Source organism: Commensalibacter oyaizuii, from assembly GCF_029953265.1.
GTDB lineage: Bacteria > Pseudomonadota > Alphaproteobacteria > Acetobacterales > Acetobacteraceae > Commensalibacter > Commensalibacter oyaizuii.
On sequence record NZ_JASBAO010000001.1, the window covers coordinates 1,383,773 to 1,401,848 of the forward strand.

Below are 18,076 nucleotides of genomic sequence, written 5' to 3' on the forward strand. Positions count from 1 at the left end.
TTATTACTTATCTTTTCTTCTGACGGACTGGATTAGGAAATCCATTCTCTTTAACATTTTGCAACGCTTTTAAAATTAATTCTTTCACATCTGGTGCAGGGGAACAGGTCAATGCAACATTCCATTGATTAACAGCTTCTTGATAACGTCCATCTTTCCAATAAGCCACACCCAAATGATAATTGAGCTCTGGATCTTGTGGAATTGTTTCTGATGCTTTTTCCAATTGCTTTACCGCTTCACCAACATCCCCGTTCATTAACATTGCCCATCCCAGACTATCCCGAATGGCCCCTTCCTTTGGGGCTATATCAATGGCTTTTTGCAATAAAATTTGCGCTTGTTTTAGATTATGCTTTCTAAGGGCCCATGAATATCCTAAATAATTCAATAACATTGGTTCATTAGGGGCAAAATCTAGTGCTTGTCGTAAATCTTTTTCAGCTTTGTCCCATTGACCCAATTTTTCATACGCAATAGCTCTGGCAAAATAAACAGGCCACATAGTATTATTCAAATTCTTAGTTAGTGAAATTACCTTGGTATATGTTTCAGCAGCAGCTTTATAATTTTTTTGATCAAAATATAAATCAGCCAATGCCTGCCATATATCAGCAGATTCTGGATATGTTATTAGTAATGATTTTAATTCTTTTTCAGCTTGTAAAGATGAATCCGTTAATGCATTTAATCGTGCAACCCGTAATTCTATGACAGTCTTTAAAGAATCGTTAGAAGCCACAGGCAATAAAACATCTTTAGCCGCCGTTAGGTTTTTATCTTGTGCTAAAATCGTTGATAACATGATCTTAGCAGTTGATAGATCTGGATTTAATTTCAAAGCAAAACGCAAAAAGATCTGTTCCGTATGCAAGGCAACTTTGTTGGCTATTGTTTGATCATCATCGTCACCTGATTGTGATACTAATTCTTGTTGAATTAATGAGGCCATTGCCAAATAAACCTGGGCAATTGCTTGTTGTGCATTTTGAATGGGAAGTTGTTTTAAACTATTTTGTAGATCCTTTTTTGAAACTAACAAAAAAGGCAGATTATCGACCAAACTATCAACCATGGCATCCGCTTTGCCCACACGATTATGCTGTACTAACCAATGTCCATAGGTTTGAACCAATAACAAATCCACCCCGGGGAAAAGCTTATCAGCCTTTTCAAACAAAATCCCAGCCTTCTGATCTTGATGATCCAACGCATACATCATAGCCTCATGCAGCAAATAAAGACCTGCTATAGGACTGTGTTGACTAGCTTGAGATAATAAAGCAAATGCGGCCTCTTTTTGCCCAGCACCATACAGACACCATGCGCGTAACAAAGGGTATGTCATTTGACTAAATGCATCACCTGGTGGATTAGAAAAATATTTTAACGCATTTTCCCATTGCCCCTTTACAATAGCATCATTGGCCAGAACCAAATCTGCAATAGGGTCTTTGACCGAAGAAGCCAATTTTACCGCAATATCATTACCTGATAACACACCATGATAAAACGTCATACGTCGCAACTTTTCATCGGTGGGGTTTTGGGATAAAACATTGCTGTATAAAGATGCAGCCGACATATTGTCGTCGGTCCTGGCTGCGAAAACGGCAGCTAAATAATCCCCATACCCGCCTTTTTTATGCTCGAACGTCACAACCGGGTCTGGATCTTGTGCAATGGCCAGGGCTTTTGGAACCAAAGGAACATCTACAACTATAGAAATAGATAAAAATATAGTGCATAACAAGCGTTGGCATTGCATAATGTATATCTTCTCAATTAAGCAGGGTCTTAAACAATAATAGTAGTTGATCGTAACCCAACATGTTTGATCGTTTATCTCTTTTACGTCTTTATTCAGAATGGGGTGTTGATGAAACCCTTACTTCTTTATGTACAAATCATTTAGAAAATGTAAAGCCAACAATATCGGTTTCATCAATAAAAACATCTTCTTTTGATACAGTTTCATCAATCAAGCCTCAAAATCAACCCTTACTTGCACAAAATATTGAAGAAATTTGCCAAGCAATCCAAGATTTTAAAAATTATCCCCTTTACGAAACCGCGATGCATTCTGTCTTACCCAAAGGGGATCCTCTGTCTTCTATTTTCATTATTGGCGAGGTACCTGATGCTGACGAAGATCGAAATGGTCGTGTCTTTTTTGGACAAACAGAATTTTGGTTGAATCAAATGTTCAATCTAATTGATTTAAATCTAGATACTTGTTTTCGTATGCCAATTATTCCATGGCGCCCACCAGGGGGGCGTCAGCTATCCAATAATGAATTGTCAGCATGCTTGCCCTTTCTATATAAAACATTGGAACTCTATAAACCCAAATTTGTCATCAGCATTGGGATATTGCCTGCACGCATATTAACCCAAAAAACAACAGCGTCCATGAATCAATTAAAAGGAAAATGGCATTCTATTTCCCTGCCAGGTACAAACACACAATTAAAACTATTCCCGCTACGTCATCCATCTCAACTAAATACCAGTGCCAAAATAAGACAAGAAACATGGCGAGATTTACTTATTCTACGCTCAACGCTATCCTCAGATCCAAACCACGCAGCGAAAACGTAAAATAGAAACCTTTATAATTACGCTTTACATCTGTAATAGCTTATTTACAACAACTACAAATATTAACAAATATTAACAAAATAAACCCTTGATTTATTACTATTACCCCCTAAATTTGGTTTATTATGCAAGGGATACATTTTATCTCCCCTTTGGTTGTGCGTGCTGTCATCGCAAGTGCAACCTTGTTCGCAGGTGTATCCGTGTCCACACTTAGGGCACAAACACCAAAGCAACAGGATCAATATGAAGAAACAGCAACCATAACACCACATTTTACCAGTGGTGCAAATGGAAATGTTCGTTTCCCACGTCCATTGGACGCATTAGATGCCCGACGTATTCGTCACATCTTTGATCTTCAACGTCAAGGGGATTTCACAACCGCTCAATCTGAAACGATTCAAATTTCAGATAATTTATTGCTTGGCGATATCCTTGCCGAGCGTTATCTTAACCCAAAATTTACCCCCAACACGGGGCAACTAAAACTATGGCTTAAAAATTTTCCTGATTATGCTGATTCATCTGCAATCATCAAAAGATTAACCCTTATTACCCCCACAGCAACATCAGTCCCTGTGGATCATTCACTGCCTGTATTAGATAAGAATGTGCTAGAAACACATTTTCCAATCGCACAGGAATCTGATCCTGTCATCACACCTTTTAAACGCAATCCTTTATTGGACCGTACAGTATACGCCAGAAGTGGTCTAGGATTACAAGGGGCTAAAAGTGCCTTGAAGTTAATTAAAGCTACACCTGGAATGACGGATTTATATGCTGCGCAACTGCAAGCTGAAATCGCGCAACAACTTTTTTCAATCGGACAAGATAGCGAGGCTTTATCAATTGCTCAAAGGGCTTTTTCCTTGTCCAAAGGGAAAATCGGACTTGCTGGATATATTGCCGGCCTTATTGCTTGGAAACGAAACGAAGACGATCTGGCATTTTATCTGTTTTCTAAAGCCTCACGTGCGACAGTTACCGCCCCTCATATCCAAGCTGGATGCTTTTTTTGGGCGGCCCGTACCCGATTAAAAGTCAACGATCAACACGATTATCAAATATGGTTACGCAAGGCTGCCAACGCCCCACATACGTTTTATGGAATATTGGCAACTCATCTTTTAAACGAAAACAAATCTGATCTTTTCTCAACGCAACTTAATTCAGCAGATATCAATGCCGTAGAAGATACAGCTTTGGGAAAACGATTTTTCGCCCTCCTACAGGTGAATGAAAAAGACAGAGCCGAAGTTGTTTTAAGACAATTATGGATGCAAGCCAACCACAACCTGGCTTTATCGCACTCTATACAGCTTGTTGCAAAAGCAGCGGGTTTTAAAGAGCTGTCCAATCAGCTGTCAACCATTTTGAAACGTAATGATACTTACGTTAAAAATGATGCATTACTGCCTATTCCAATCTTAAAACCACGACACGGATATAAAATTAATCCTGCTTTAATCTATGCATTAACACGTCTAGAATCAAATTTTAATACCAAGGCTGTTTCCCATAACGGAGCAATGGGGTTAATGCAAATTATGCCCGTAACAGCGCAATATATCGCCAACAAGCAGGACAATATTTCCTTAAACCGCCCCAACCAATTACAAAATGCAGCCTTAAATCTGGAAATTGGGCAATTATACTTAATTCATCTGGCGGGTTTGCCTTCTAATAAAAATATCCAAGGCGGAAGTTTGCTTCACATGCTGGCCAGTTATAATGCGGGCCCCTCGGTTATTTCCAAATGGCTGGACATCACTACAAATAAAGAGGATCCACTATTATTTATAGAAAGTATCCCTATTAAAGAAACCAGAAATTACCTGCATAAGTCTTTAACGTATTTATGGATTTATTCAAAAGAGCTGGATTTACCAACCCCTTCACTACAAACCTTGGCACAAAATGAGTGGCCCAGTTTTTCTGAAGAAAAACAACTAACACAAAAAATTACCATTCACTGATAAAAAAGCTTTCTCTTAAATATCTAAGAGAAAGCTTTTTTAATGACTTATAGTTTTTAATTTTGAGCTACTGGCTGACGGCTTGCTTTGACCTTGGTAACTCGCCTTCCATCCATTTCAATAACTTCAAACAACCAACCTGAAAAAACAACCTTATCCCCTTTGACGGGAACACGGCGTAAAAGTGCTAAAATTAATCCAGCCAACGTGTGATAACTGCCCTCGGCAGGTAGATCATCTAAATGTAATTGATCTTTGACCCCATCAACCAAAGTGGTACCTTCTAAAATATATTCATTAATTACCCCAGATTCCAATCTTGGAATGTCTAAAGGCTGATTAATTTCACCAACAATAGCCTTAAAAATATCTGAAACCGTTACGATCCCTTCAAAAGATCCATATTCGTCTAGAACCAAAACCACACCGATCACGTCGGCGCGCAACCTTTCCAATGTATCTAAGGCGGACATACTATCTGGCACAACCAAAGGCAACTGTAGACAAGAATCAATAGATAGTTCCTTTCCACGTAATAATGTCCCTAAAACATCGCTTGTTGAAATAATACCTACTGGATTATCAATCCCCCCTTCACACACGACTAGACGTGTGTGAGACGTATTTAACAACGTATCTTTTAATTCATTTTTAACTGTATTTCGTTCAACCCAAGCAATTTCAGTGCGTGGTCGCATAACAGCGCGTACAGGACGATCAGCCAGTCGTAAAAGACGCTCTATCATATTTCGTTCTTCTACTTCTAAAATACCTGCCTGTGCTCCTTCGGCGATATAGGCTCTTAATTCTTCTTCTGTTACTGAAACTCGAACTTTTTTATGACGTCCAAATAATTTTAAAATAAACCCTGAAAACTGACCTAATATCCAGACACCTGGGGATGCAACTCGCGACATTATGTCAAATATCCATGCCAATCTAACGGCAATTAATTCAGGTTCTTGTAATGCAATTTGTTTTGGAACCAACTCTCCAAAAATTAACATAAAAAAAGTGATGCATAAAACAACAATGAATATTGATAAATCATCTGCAAATGCCCCAACAAAGGGCAATCCACGCAGCCAAGCCCCCAAATATGCCTCAATCTTAGCACCTCCAAAAGCACCTTCAAAAATTGAAACCAATGTAATACCAATTTGGATGGTTGGTAAAAAACTCTGTGGATTATCCATTAAACGCAGTGCGCGATCAGCCCCACGCACGCCACTGCGCTGCATCGTAACGAGACGTGTTTTACGACTGGAAATTAAGGCTAATTCCCCCATAGCGAAAATGCCATTTAAAAAAATCAAACAGATAATCACAAGAATAGAAATAATCATGCCTGTTATAAAACCTACCTTAAGAAAAATTAGCCAAAACAACTAAATATCATATTGTTTTACAAGATAATAGCACAACCGATTCATACGATCTGAACAACAATTCAATTCATTGCGTATCTGGATCAAGACGCTTGACGCAACTAACTCAAGCTACGTTTAATCCAACAATGGAATGGTTACTTTATTCCATAAAAAAAACGAGCCTTTTGTTAAAAAGTGCTCGCTCTAAGTGATATTTCAAAAATTTCAAATCGAATTAAGATGCTTCTTTAACCTGTTCTGTGGTTTTAACTGTCTTAATACGACGAATAGTTGTTGAACGTTTGCTGGGCGAAGTTGATTGAATTTTTGCCAATAATCCCTCTACTTGTTGAGTATACCCATACTCAGCGGGGCGTTGACGAGACAAATCAATTTCAGGGGCCATAGGTCCATCAACCTGAGGTCCAGTTAATGCAACTTTTGCGATATGCCATGGACGTTGTATAGCATCCTTTACTGCCGTTGATTCATAACCTGAATGAACCATACAGTCAGCACATTTTTCGTAATTGCCAGTACCATACAAATCCCATTGAGTATCATTCATTAACTCTTCAAAACTTGATGCATATCCTTCGCCCAATAAATAACAAGGTCGTTGCCAACCAAAAACTGTTTTTAAAGGTTTTCCCCAAGGAGTACAATGATATTGTTCGTTACCAGCTAAAAAGTTAAGAAATAAAGGCGACTGTGTAAATCGCCATTTATGCCCTTTACCAAGACGAAAAATATCACGGAATAGTTGTTTGGTTTTTTGACGATTCAAGAAGTGTTCTTGATCTGGTGCACGTTCATACGCATATCCAGGTGCTGTCATAATTCCATCAACACCCATTTCCATTACGGTATCAAAAAATTCTGCGACACGTTTGGGTTCTGCATTGTCAAACAAGGTGCAATTAATAGAAACGCGAAAGCCCTTTGATTTGGCCAATTTAATCGCAGCAATTGCCCTATCATAAACGCCTTCTTGGCACACAGAAGCATCATGCATTAATTGATCACCATCCAAGTGAATATCCCAAGAAAAGAACGGAGATGGCTTATAATCATCAATTTTCTTTTCCAATAATAATCCATTTGTGCATAAATACACATACCGCTTACGCGCTATTAATCCTTGGATTATTTTGGGCATATCTTTATGCAACAAAGGTTCACCGCCAGCAACAGCAACGACGGGTGCACCACATTCAGCATCTGCATCCAGACATTCTTGCACGCTTAATCTTTGGTTTAAGATGTCAGCTGGGTAATCAATTTTTCCACAACCAGAACAAGCTAAATTACAACGTAATAGAGGTTCCAACATCAAAACCAGCGGATATTTTTTTCGACCTTTTAGATGTTGCTTTACAACATAACTTCCGACTCGAACCGCCTGCATCAGAGGAACAGCCATTTTTCAGCTCCCAAACCGGAAAAACCGGTATTAAAAATACAACAATTAATATTCAATATGACAAATAAAACCTACAGCATGTAGAATTATTTTCATAAAACGTATTTGTAAATCAAATCTTATATACTATACATAACCATTTAGCAGGCACCATAATGTATGTTCCAAATAAAAAGGAGCTTTTTCCCAAAAAAACATCCTCTTTATCAAGCGAAAGTGATAATTATGTAACATAATTTGGGTTAGATTGGAAAAAAAATCAATGCTCTTTTTATAACAAAGACTGTTTGTAAAATTAAAATTGGTATAGTAAAACTTTAAATCTACTATTAGACAACATAAACTAAAACCTAATTACTTTATAATGTAAATGTTCCGCTCATTTATATTCTTATGTAACAAACGGACGAAATAAAACATGGATGAACGAACCCAAACTCCTAAAAATCAGGAAAATCTGGCAGGAAATGAATCGACAGATTTCATCAAATCCATTCCGACCTATGGACGTTTTCCTTTACTGGATCGGGTTCGCCATCCAGTCGATTTAAACAATCTCTCTGTTGAACAATTAGAACAGTTGGCGCGTGAACTGCGCGCTGAAACGATCGACGCTGTCTCTACAACAGGGGGGCATTTAGGGGCATCTTTGGGGGTCGTCGAATTAACGGTTGCTCTACACGCTGTCTTTGATACACCCCAAGATTCGTTAATTTGGGATGTTGGTCACCAAGCCTATCCACACAAGATCCTTACAGGTCGTAGAGATTTAATTCGTACATTGCGTCAACCTGGTGGCCTTTCTGGATTTACAAAACGTTCTGAAAGTATTTACGATCCATTTGGTGCAGCACATTCTTCAACCTCTATCTCTGCAGGATTAGGGATCGCTGTTGCCAATCACTATAAAGCACGCCGCGATCCAAAATTTAAAGAACGCAGTGTTATCGCGGTTATTGGTGACGGATCAATTTCTGCAGGAATGGCTTACGAAGCCATGAACAACGCAGCAGTTGCAGGCCCAGGTGCAGAAAAACTAATTGTCATTCTAAATGACAATGAAATGTCTATTTCGCAACCTGTTGGGTCAATGTCAGTTTATTTATCCCAACTTTTGTCATCACGTCATTTTCTTGGCCTTCGTGATTTAGCCGCAAGAGTGGCCAGCAAATTACCTGAAAGCATTGAAAAACGTGCAAAACGTGCCGAAGAATACGCTCGTGCAATGATGACGGGCGGCACGTTATTTGAAGAATTAGGGTTTTATTACGTTGGGCCCATTGATGGGCATAATTTGCAACAGCTCATACCTGTTTTGCGTAACTTACGTGATGCAGAACATATTGGCCCAGTTTTATTACATATCGTTACAGAGAAAGGGCATGGATACCAACCTGCTGAAAAATCAGGGGACAAATATCATGCAGTATCCAAATTCAATGTTATTACTGGGGAACAAACCAAGGCACCCCCAGGCCCACCTTCTTATACATCTGTATTTAGCAAAGAACTTTTAAAATGTGCCAAAAAAGATGAAAATATTGTTGCTATCACAGCAGCAATGCCAACAGGAACAGGTTTAGATAAATTTGAAGCTGAATTCCCTGATCGCTATTTCGATGTTGGAATTGCCGAACAACATGCCGTAACTTTTGCTGCGGGGCTTGCCACCGAAGGTATTCGTCCTTTTTGTGCAATTTATTCTTCATTTTTGCAACGTGCGTACGATCAGGTTATGCACGATGTTGTTTTACAAAAATTACCCGTTCGCTTTGTTATTGACCGCGCAGGCTTGGTTGGTGCCGATGGAGCAACCCATGCGGGAACTTACGATATTGCTTATTTGGGATGTCTGCCCGATATTGTTTTAATGGCACCTAGTAATGAAGTTGAATTAATGCATATGACTGCCACCGCCGCAGCATTTGATGAAGGCCCGATTGCCTTTAGATTTCCACGGGGCCCAGGATTGGGTTTACAACTACCAAACCAAGCTGAAATCTTGGAAATCGGTAAAGGTAAGATCATTCAAGAAATGGGAACGCAAACTGGAAAAGAAAAAGGCGGAATCGCCATCTTATCTTTTGGTGCGCGCTTAACTGAATGTCTTAAAGCAGCTGAAACATTAACACAGCAAGGGTATTCCCCTACTATTGTTGATGCTCGATTTGCTAAGCCTTTGGACACAAATCTTATTAATCAACTTGCACGAAATCATAAAGTACTTATTACTATCGAAGAAGGCTCCAGAGGTGGTTTTGGTGCTTTTGTTATGGAACATTTGGCCCATAACGGTTTATTGGATAATATTCGTTTTAGACCTATGGTCATTCCTGATTACTTTATTAATCATAATTCTCAAGATGCCCAATATGCCGAGGCAGGTCTAGATGCACCATCTATTGTTAAGGTTGCGCTAAAGGCAGTTGGTGCGGATAATACTTTTATTGAATCTCTTTTTAACTAATCATGCAGGTTATACAATGAAATTAACACGTTTTATTCTCTTATGTGGCGTCACAGCGTTAACAGGAATAACCAATCAAGTTCAAGCTAAACCTGTTGCCTCTACCAGCACCGCAGCGGTTAATGCAGGAACTGTACAAACACAAGATAGTCCCAAAGCCCCCGTTGCAATTTTATATCAAGCATTAAATACAATTCAACAACGCAACAGCGGTACATTTGAACAACAAGATGCACTGTTGAAAAAAGCCTTAATCAGTGCTTATGATTTTTCGACTATTTTAAGCAATACCGTTGGTTACCGCTATAACACGTTGACCCCTGCGGACAAAGAATCATTGATGACCGCTTTTGTTAATTATACAACCGCACGGTATATTTCCAGCTTTGCAGGGGATACGAATAGTAAATTCACTATCGATGCTAAAGTAAAACCAGCCTCTGTAGGGGACGATAAAATCGTCTCTACGACCATTGGGGATAAACAAGACCCAACCACAATTAGCTATTTAGTGCGTCGTACCCCTACGGGTTGGAAAATTATTGATGTATTGTTAAACGGTCATATCAGTCAGGTTGCTGTACAACATAACGATTTCAACTCTACTCTCAGTCAGGGGGGAAGTACCGCGCTTGTTGACATGTTAAATAAGAAAACTCAGTCATTTTCTTCTAAAAAATAACTTTGCTGATCTTATGTCATTGTTATTTCCTAAGTTTACAAAGTTAAATAAATTCTTTTTCACTTGCGCTGCATTAGGATGTGTTCAAGCAGGGATTGGCTCCCTGCTAGTTCATTTCTTTAATCGCAAACCCACCTCTTTGCCGCGACACCCTTCAGATACACTGCCAAAAGTTACTTTATTTAAACCATTATCTGGCAGTGAACCTTTATTATTTGAGGCATTAAAAAGTTTCTGTGAACAGGATTATCCTGAACTACAAATTATATTTGGCCTTCAGGATTCCGAAGATCCTGCAAAAAAAATTGCAGAAAAACTGCAAAAACAATATGCACATCTTGATATTGAAATTGTTATTAATGGCACCATCCACGGCATCAATCGCAAGGTTTCCAATCTAATCAATATGCAGCCTTTGGCCAAAAATGAAATATTCATTATATCGGACTCTGATATTCATGCCCCACACCCCCAATATCTGCAAGAAATGGTGGCTGAATTATGCAAAAAGAATGTTGGACTAGTAACTTCGTTATATAGTGGTTTACCCTCTGCTTCGACAAAAATTCAATTATTAGCCAGCGCCCATATCAACTATAATTTCATGCCAGGGGTTCTTTTATCACGTCACTTGGATCGACAAGATTGCCTAGGGGCAGCAATTGCAATAAAAAGATCACTTTTAAATGATATTGGTGGATTTACGGCACTCTTACCTCATATTGCAGATGATGCCATGATCGGAAGATTGGTCAGATCTCGCAATTTGGATATTGCTCTTTCCCCCAGCATCGTAAAAACCACCATTACTGAAAATAATTTATTTGCAGTATATGAACATGAATTACGTTGGAATCGTACCACCTTGGCCCTTGAACCTGTCGGATATAGTTTATCTTTCTTGCAGCTGCCTTTATTTTGGGCAACACTGGCCATCTTGTTTAATCCATTTAAATGGGGATCGTGGGTATGTTTTGTACTGTGCTGGTTCGTAAAAGCACTATGCTGTTCAATAATCAACAAAAAATTAAACCTTGATTCAAAATCAGTTTTATCCCTATTACCCTACAGGGATTGGTTGTCCGCACTGATTATGATGAAGAGTTTTTTTGGTAACGATGTAAAATGGCGCGGGCAAAAAATGACAATAAAAAAACATCCAGAATTCCAATCAACAACATATAATGATAAATAGTAAAATCATTTAAATACCTAAAATAATATATAATTCAACCGTAATGGTAAAAATCAAAGGATGACTTCGATCATGATGAAGACTCTGTTTTTACAACCCCCCTCCTTCGAAGGGTTCGATGGTGGGGCAGGTTCCCGTTATCAAGCCAAACGAGAAATTAAATCTTTTTGGTATCCAACCTGGCTTGCCCAACCTGCAGCATTAATTCCTAATAGTCGTTTAATTGATGCCCCCCCTGCCAGAATGACGATGGAACCTATTCTAGCTGATGTTAAAAATCGTGACTTGGTCATCATGCATACATCAACGCCCTCTTTTGCTTCTGATGTGAAAGTGGCAAAGATGTTAAAGGACACCAATCCTTCTCTTAAAATTGGAATGGTTGGCGCAAAAGTAGCCGTCCAACCCCAAGAAAGCCTTGAAAAAGGAGATGTCATCGATTTTGTAGCCCGTAATGAATTTGATTTTACCATCAAAGATATCGCTGAAGGCATGGATTTCAAAGACGTCGATGGTATTTCATGGCGGGATGCAAACGGTAAAATCGTGCATAACAAAGATCGCGCTATTATCGAGAATATGGACTCTTTGCCTTTTGTTACGGAAGTTTATAAAAGAGATCTTCGTATCGAAGACTATTTCATCGGTTATTTAAAACATCCATATCTTTCATTGTATACGGGTCGTGGTTGTAAATCCCGTTGTACATTTTGTTTATGGCCACAGACTGTTGGCGGACATCGTTATCGTACCCGCAGTCCAGAACACGTGGCCGCAGAAATTCGCCTAGCACAACAATATTTCCCACAAGTCCAAGAATATTTCTTTGATGACGATACTTTTACCGACGATTTACCCCGTGCAGAAGCCATCGCCAAAGAATTGGGCAAGCTTGGGGTTACGTGGTCTTGTAATGCCAAGGCAAATGTTCCGCGCAGCACATTAAAAGTACTACGTGACAATGGATTACGTTTGCTTTTGGTGGGATATGAAAGTGGCAATCAGCAAATTTTGCACAATATTAAAAAGGGGATGCGGGTCGAGGTTGCACGTGAATTTACCAAAAACTGCCATGAATTAGGAATTAAAATCCACGGAACCTTTATTCTTGGATTACCTGGTGAAACCAAAGAAACCATTCAAGAAACGATTAAGTTTGCAACCGAAATTAACCCTCACACGCTACAGGTTTCCTTGGCAGCCCCTTATCCTGGAACTTTCTTACACCAACAAGCCCTTGAAAATGGCTGGCTTGATGCCAATCACGCTGAACTGATCGATGATAACGGGGTTCAAATTGCACCATTGCATTATCCCCATCTATCACATACTGAGATCTTTGACAGCGTGGAAACATTTTATAAAAAATTCTATTTCCGCGCGCCAAAGATTGCATCCATCGTTGGTGAAATGATTACCAGCCCACAAATGATGAAACGTCGTTTACGTGAAGGGGTTGAGTTCTTCCAATTCTTACGCGACAGACACACATCTTAATTTAATCTATAGGAGTAACAGAGGCCTCGTGACCCACAACAAGTATGTTTTAATTTCAGCCGATGATTTTGGACTTTCTGTTGAGGTCAATGAGGCAATAGAAATTGCTCATCGTCAAGGAATGCTAAGCACGGCAAATCTGATGATCGCAGGTGATGCCGCCCAAGATGCCATTAAACGTGCAAAACGCTTGCCCAATCTAAGGGTCGGGTTACATTTGGTGGTTATCGAGGGACCCTCTGTCCTATCTCATCCTGAAATACCATTATTGGTCAATCACCAAAATCTATTCCCATCCAATCAACTTAGAATGGGGATAGATTATTTTTTTAGAAAATCTGTACAACAACAATTAAGAAAAGAAATTCGTGCACAATTACAAGCTTTTGCAAATACGGGATTAAGCCTTGATCATGTCGATGTTCACAAACACATGCACCTGCATCCCAGTATAGGCAAGATGTTAATTGAGATTGGTAGGGAGTTTAATTTAAAAAATATTCGTGTTCCCACGGAACCCGTTCATATTTTAAGAGCGGTTGATCACACCCCTTTGAACCAAAATATAGGTAATTTATTAGTACAATATTGGACTAAATTTTTACGTTATCAAGTTAAACAAGCCAACATGCGCTGTATGGATTGGTGTTTTGGATTATCTTGGTGTGGGCATATGACGTTTGAACGGATTTCAAACTTGTTGAATCATTTCCCAAATGGTCGTTCAGAAATATTTTTTCACCCTTCTATCAGCCACTCTGGTTTGTATAATGAATTAATGCCAGATTACGAACCGACCAAAGAACTAGAAACGTTATGTCACCCAGATTTCCCTGAGATTTTAAAAGAAAATAACATCATCCCAATTACTTGGGATAATGCTATTTAACTGGGCTCTACAAAGCACCTTCAATCCATGCTTTCAGCTTTTCTTTGGGTAAAGCCCCAACCTTGGTGGCAACAGGTTGGCCATTTTTAAATAATATCATCGTAGGAATGCCCCTTACTCCAAAATCTGTTGGTGCTTTGGGACTATCCTCTACGTTTACTTTGGCAATTGTTAGCTTGCCTTGAAATTCCTGTGCTAGATCTTCCAAAATCGGGCCAACCATTTTACATGGTCCGCACCATTCTGCCCAAAAATCAACCAAAACAGGTTCTTGTGATTGTAAAACATCTTGTTCAAAAGTAGCGTCTGTTACCGCTTTGGTAAAATTACCCATAATGATTCCTTTTCAATATAATAACCATTCTCAAACTATAGATAATATTCGTTTCACTAAAATCAAGAAAGGTTCTCTTTTCTCTCTGGGCAATATTGTATCATCAAATGTTCAGGTAAAAACATTATTTTAGTTATATCAGTCCAAATAATTAAAGGTTTAATTTGATGTTTTGGATATAACGAACGCAGCAATGCCCAATATGCTGCCATTTGTTTTAAATACGTTATAGGTACCTCTTCAACACTCTTGGGAATCCTACGACCCGATTTAAAATCACAAAAGATAATCTGATTATCAAGAATTCGCATTCGATCAACCTGTCCAGTGATGACAACATCATGAATTTGACCAACTATGGGTTGCTCAACCAAACTTTTCGAATCAAATAATAATTGTAGATCTGGGTGCTCCATCGTTCTAAGCACTTGTTGAACCAATCGCTCTATCTCTGCTGTGGAATAATTATTCTGCAATTGTTGTAACCAGCGCAAAGCAATTGAATATCGCTTTTCATGAGGGCAGTCAGGTAAATATTGTAAAAGCTGATGAACCAATTTTCCACGTTGCAAAGGATCTTTCTCAACCTTCGTTTGCAAAGGGGAAACAACCGAAGGTAACTCTCCAAATTCGACTCCATCTGGGCGACTGGGGGTTAAATGTGCCGTCGCTGAACGATCTTCTGATGGCAAGGATCGTGCTATCCACCCTTTATCACGCCCCATCCATTGCGGAAAGCTTACAGGATTTATATTATTTTCTTTCTCTGCTACTTTCTCTTTTTGTAAAACTTGCGGCTGCCCCTGCTCAACCCACCAATGATCTCCAGACCATTCGCCGATAAATGATTGACGTTGTGCATTTAATTGTCGAATGGCATAAAAACTATGTTTATACCAATTCCCTTGGGGAAGTTCATCAATGCTTTTGTCATGGTTCGATGGTTTTTGCCAACCACAAATCAGTAACCACTCACTGGCCCGGGTCAATGCGACGTAGAGCAAACGATTACTTTCCTCTTCTTCTGTTTGTTTCCTATCTTCGCGATATGATGCATTTTCGACCAAATCGAACTGTTTTCTAGGAACATATAAAGGAACCATTAACCCTTGTTGCAAGTCCTCTTTCCATGCCAAAATATTTTTTACCTGAAAGCCGCCCCGGGGTGATGCAACATTCATCGTATCTGGTAAAATAACTAAACGACCTTGCAACCCCTTGGCCCCGTGAACCGTCATAATTCGCACCATGTCCAAATTTGTTTCAGCTTCATTCTTAATCATCCGTTCGGACTGTTTTAACCAGTATAAGAACCCTTGTAAGGACGGGGTATGTAAATTTTCGTATTGCAAGGCTTGGGATAATAACTCATCAATGGCTTCTACTGCCTCCCCCCCCAGTCGTGCTAATAACTTTGCACGCCCATGATGCTCACCTAAAATCTCGACCAGCAAAGCATAGGGGGTAACATAATCAATGCGCAAAAAAAGACTGGATAACATTTTCCAGACTTTTAACCATTCTGGTCGCTCTTTGTGTCGTAAATATAATGCCCCCCATAAACTCTGCCCCTCTCGTCTAGGAGCGGCAAGTTGCATCAAGCTCTCGTCGTCTAGTCCACCCAATGGAGATTTTAAAACACATGCCAATGCTAAGTCATCTTGGGGTAATAACAAGATTTCACACAAAATAAGCAGATCCTGCACCGCAAGTTGATCCAATAATTGTGTCCGAACCAAATTGGCCAAAGGTATATTTTTAGATTTCAAAGAACGAATAAGAGCCTTGGAAAAATTTGACCGCTTACGAATAAGGATTAAAATATCCCCTGCTACAATAGGTGCCCCCCCATAAGAGGGAATCTTGCCGATTTGATTTTTAATCCATTCAGCCAAACTGTCAGCCAATATTAATTCAGCACTTAAATATGTTTGATTTTCTTTCAAGGGTTGCCATAGTTCCATTTCCTCTTCTGTATCAGCTGAATCAACCTGAACAAGGGGCCAAATGTCCACCCGACCTGGGGCATCTGTCTTAGCAGATCGATGGGTTATAAGTTCGATATTTCCAGACTGATCGTAATTCCCCGTCAGGCCTTTTAATCCTTGATGAGGGGAAAAGACTTGATCAACAAAATCCAAAATCACTTGGCTGGATCGAAAGGAGACACGCAATTGCGGATCACGCCATAACTGGCCCGCATCAAGTACCTTTTGCCGAAAATCTTTGTGCCAAAATAAAAATTCCTGTGGTTTTGCCCCTTGAAACGAATAAATTGATTGTTTGTAATCCCCAACAGCAAAGACCGTTCTAGGATGGGGCAAATGGTCATCTGAACCAATACCTGAAAAAAACTCGTTCGATAAATCAGCTGCAATCTTCCATTGTTCGGCAGAGTTGTCTTGCACCTCATCTAGCAATATATGATCCAATCCGCCGTCCAGTTTATATAATACCCACGCAGCCCCTGGATCATCTAATAAGGTTAGGGTAGAAACAATAAGGTCATTATAGTATAGGGCGCCTTGTGTGCGTTTAATTTCCTGATATCGTTTCCAAATTGGGGTGAACACACGAAACAAGGCAAGGGTATAATCGTAAACTAAATAACTATTCAGATGATCCAAGACTTCAAGAATATATTCACCTTGCGATTTTAAATAGTCTGCAATTTCAGGGTTATCTGTTTTGGTACCTTTAATACTTCTAAGTTTTTTTTCTTGGGTTAAAAAACAATAAACTAGATCGTTCCAACGCTCGCAGCGTTGCTGTGTGTCATAATTTAACCATGTCAGTGCCGTCTCACCCAATCGTTTTAAGGTTTTGCTATCTGCAGATACGGCTTGGTTCAAACAAGATCTAAATTGTTCCTCGTCACGCCATTCATTACAGACCATATACAAATATTCTGCCTTAGTGGCACAAGGCAGACGCAATAATTTTTGTAAATAAGGGGCAAATTCTTGATGGTCAATCAAGTGAAAAAGAGGAGGTAAAAATCGCTGAAATTGCTGTAATTCCTGTAATATTTCTAAAAAATTCTGACTGCTTACTGCAGGACTTAGAAACTCTACATCACTGGAGGATGCTTCATCTATTTTTTCATCAAAAGCACGCTTAAAAATAAGAATATTATCCCCTTCTTCAATTACTTTAAATTGGGGGTTAATTTCTGCTTCAAGGGGAAAACGGCGTAAGATCGACTGACAAAAGGCATGATTGGTTTCAATACGCATACCACCAGGCAGATCCAAAACTTGGGCAAATAAAGCACGTGCCGCTTTGCGCATGGTATCATCTGGTGAGATTTGTAAATCCTGCAATGCCTCGTCCAACTCAGGATCAGAATACCCAACCCATTCACTCAGTTTACGTTGTAAACGAATTGCCATTTCAGCAGCGGCAGCTTTGGAATATGTTAAACATTGAATTCGTTGTGGATGGGTTCCTGGGTGGATTTTGCCATCTTTACCCAAACGGGGCAGCATCAACCGCAACAATCGATCAACCAACAATTTTGTTTTACCACTGCCTGCAGATGCTGAAACAAACACTGATATTTCAGGGGTTGCAGCTAAACGTTGTTGTTCATTGGCCTCATCAACAGGGGTAATCCCTAATGACTTGTTAAGCATG

General features: G+C 39.4%; 12 protein-coding genes. 7 read left to right on the forward strand and 5 right to left on the reverse strand.

Going from position 1 to position 18,076, the window contains the following annotated elements; all coding sequences use genetic code 11:
• Positions 1-7: 7 nt before the first annotated feature.
• Positions 8-1,768, reverse strand: coding sequence for a tetratricopeptide repeat protein (locus QJV27_RS06165; protein WP_281448073.1), 1,761 nt, complete (start codon positions 1,766-1,768; stop codon positions 8-10).
• A gap of 62 nt (positions 1,769-1,830) precedes the next feature.
• Here QJV27_RS06165 and QJV27_RS06170 point away from each other — a divergent pair, with 62 nt between their 5' ends.
• Both QJV27_RS06170 and QJV27_RS06175 read left to right on the forward strand, forming a co-directional pair.
• Positions 1,831-2,601: a uracil-DNA glycosylase gene (locus QJV27_RS06170; protein ID WP_281448074.1), complete on the forward strand. Its 771-nt coding sequence runs from the start codon at positions 1,831-1,833 to the stop codon at positions 2,599-2,601.
• A gap of 125 nt (positions 2,602-2,726) precedes the next feature.
• Positions 2,727-4,583 carry a lytic transglycosylase domain-containing protein gene (locus QJV27_RS06175; RefSeq protein WP_281448075.1) on the forward strand — a complete coding sequence of 619 codons (1,857 nt, stop codon included), beginning with the start codon at positions 2,727-2,729 and terminating at the stop codon, positions 4,581-4,583.
• 56 nt (positions 4,584-4,639) lie between these two features.
• Here the strand turns inward: QJV27_RS06175 and QJV27_RS06180 are convergent, their stop codons facing one another.
• Together QJV27_RS06180 and hpnH are read right to left on the reverse strand one after the other, a co-directional pair.
• Positions 4,640-5,929, reverse strand: a complete 1,290-nt coding sequence (locus QJV27_RS06180) for a hemolysin family protein (protein ID WP_281448076.1) — start codon at positions 5,927-5,929, stop codon at positions 4,640-4,642.
• Positions 5,930-6,188: 259 nt separating this feature from the next.
• Entirely contained in the window at positions 6,189-7,376 is a 1,188-nt protein-coding gene (gene hpnH / locus QJV27_RS06185; protein WP_281448077.1) for an adenosyl-hopene transferase HpnH, read from the reverse strand.
• 418 nt (positions 7,377-7,794) lie between these two features.
• Here hpnH and dxs point away from each other — a divergent pair, with 418 nt between their 5' ends.
• From dxs to hpnK, 5 genes are all read left to right on the forward strand, one after another.
• Positions 7,795-9,843 carry a 1-deoxy-D-xylulose-5-phosphate synthase gene (dxs, locus tag QJV27_RS06190; protein WP_281448078.1) on the forward strand — a complete coding sequence of 683 codons (2,049 nt, stop codon included), beginning with the start codon at positions 7,795-7,797 and terminating at the stop codon, positions 9,841-9,843.
• 16 nt (positions 9,844-9,859) lie between these two features.
• Positions 9,860-10,525 carry an MlaC/ttg2D family ABC transporter substrate-binding protein gene (locus QJV27_RS06195; RefSeq protein ID WP_281448079.1) on the forward strand — a complete coding sequence of 222 codons (666 nt, stop codon included), beginning with the start codon at positions 9,860-9,862 and terminating at the stop codon, positions 10,523-10,525.
• A 13-nt stretch (positions 10,526-10,538) separates the two neighbouring features.
• Positions 10,539-11,720, forward strand: a complete 1,182-nt coding sequence (gene hpnI, locus QJV27_RS06200) for a bacteriohopanetetrol glucosamine biosynthesis glycosyltransferase HpnI (protein WP_281448080.1) — start codon at positions 10,539-10,541, stop codon at positions 11,718-11,720.
• Between the two features lie 72 nt (positions 11,721-11,792).
• Complete coding sequence (gene hpnJ / locus QJV27_RS06205) at positions 11,793-13,217, forward strand: hopanoid biosynthesis associated radical SAM protein HpnJ (RefSeq protein WP_281448081.1); 1,425 nt, start codon at positions 11,793-11,795, stop codon at positions 13,215-13,217.
• Positions 13,218-13,245: 28 nt separating this feature from the next.
• Positions 13,246-14,106: a hopanoid biosynthesis-associated protein HpnK gene (gene hpnK, locus QJV27_RS06210; RefSeq protein ID WP_281448082.1), complete on the forward strand. Its 861-nt coding sequence runs from the start codon at positions 13,246-13,248 to the stop codon at positions 14,104-14,106.
• A gap of 7 nt (positions 14,107-14,113) precedes the next feature.
• Here the strand turns inward: hpnK and trxA are convergent, their stop codons facing one another.
• Together trxA and addA are read right to left on the reverse strand one after the other, a co-directional pair.
• The gene (trxA, locus tag QJV27_RS06215) at positions 14,114-14,440 is read right to left on the reverse strand and encodes a thioredoxin (RefSeq protein ID WP_281448083.1); all 327 of its coding nucleotides are present in this window, start codon (positions 14,438-14,440) and stop codon (positions 14,114-14,116) included.
• Positions 14,441-14,502: 62 nt separating this feature from the next.
• Positions 14,503-18,075 carry a double-strand break repair helicase AddA gene (addA, locus tag QJV27_RS06220; RefSeq protein WP_281448084.1) on the reverse strand — a complete coding sequence of 1,191 codons (3,573 nt, stop codon included), beginning with the start codon at positions 18,073-18,075 and terminating at the stop codon, positions 14,503-14,505.
• Between the last annotated feature and the right edge of the window lies 1 nt (position 18,076).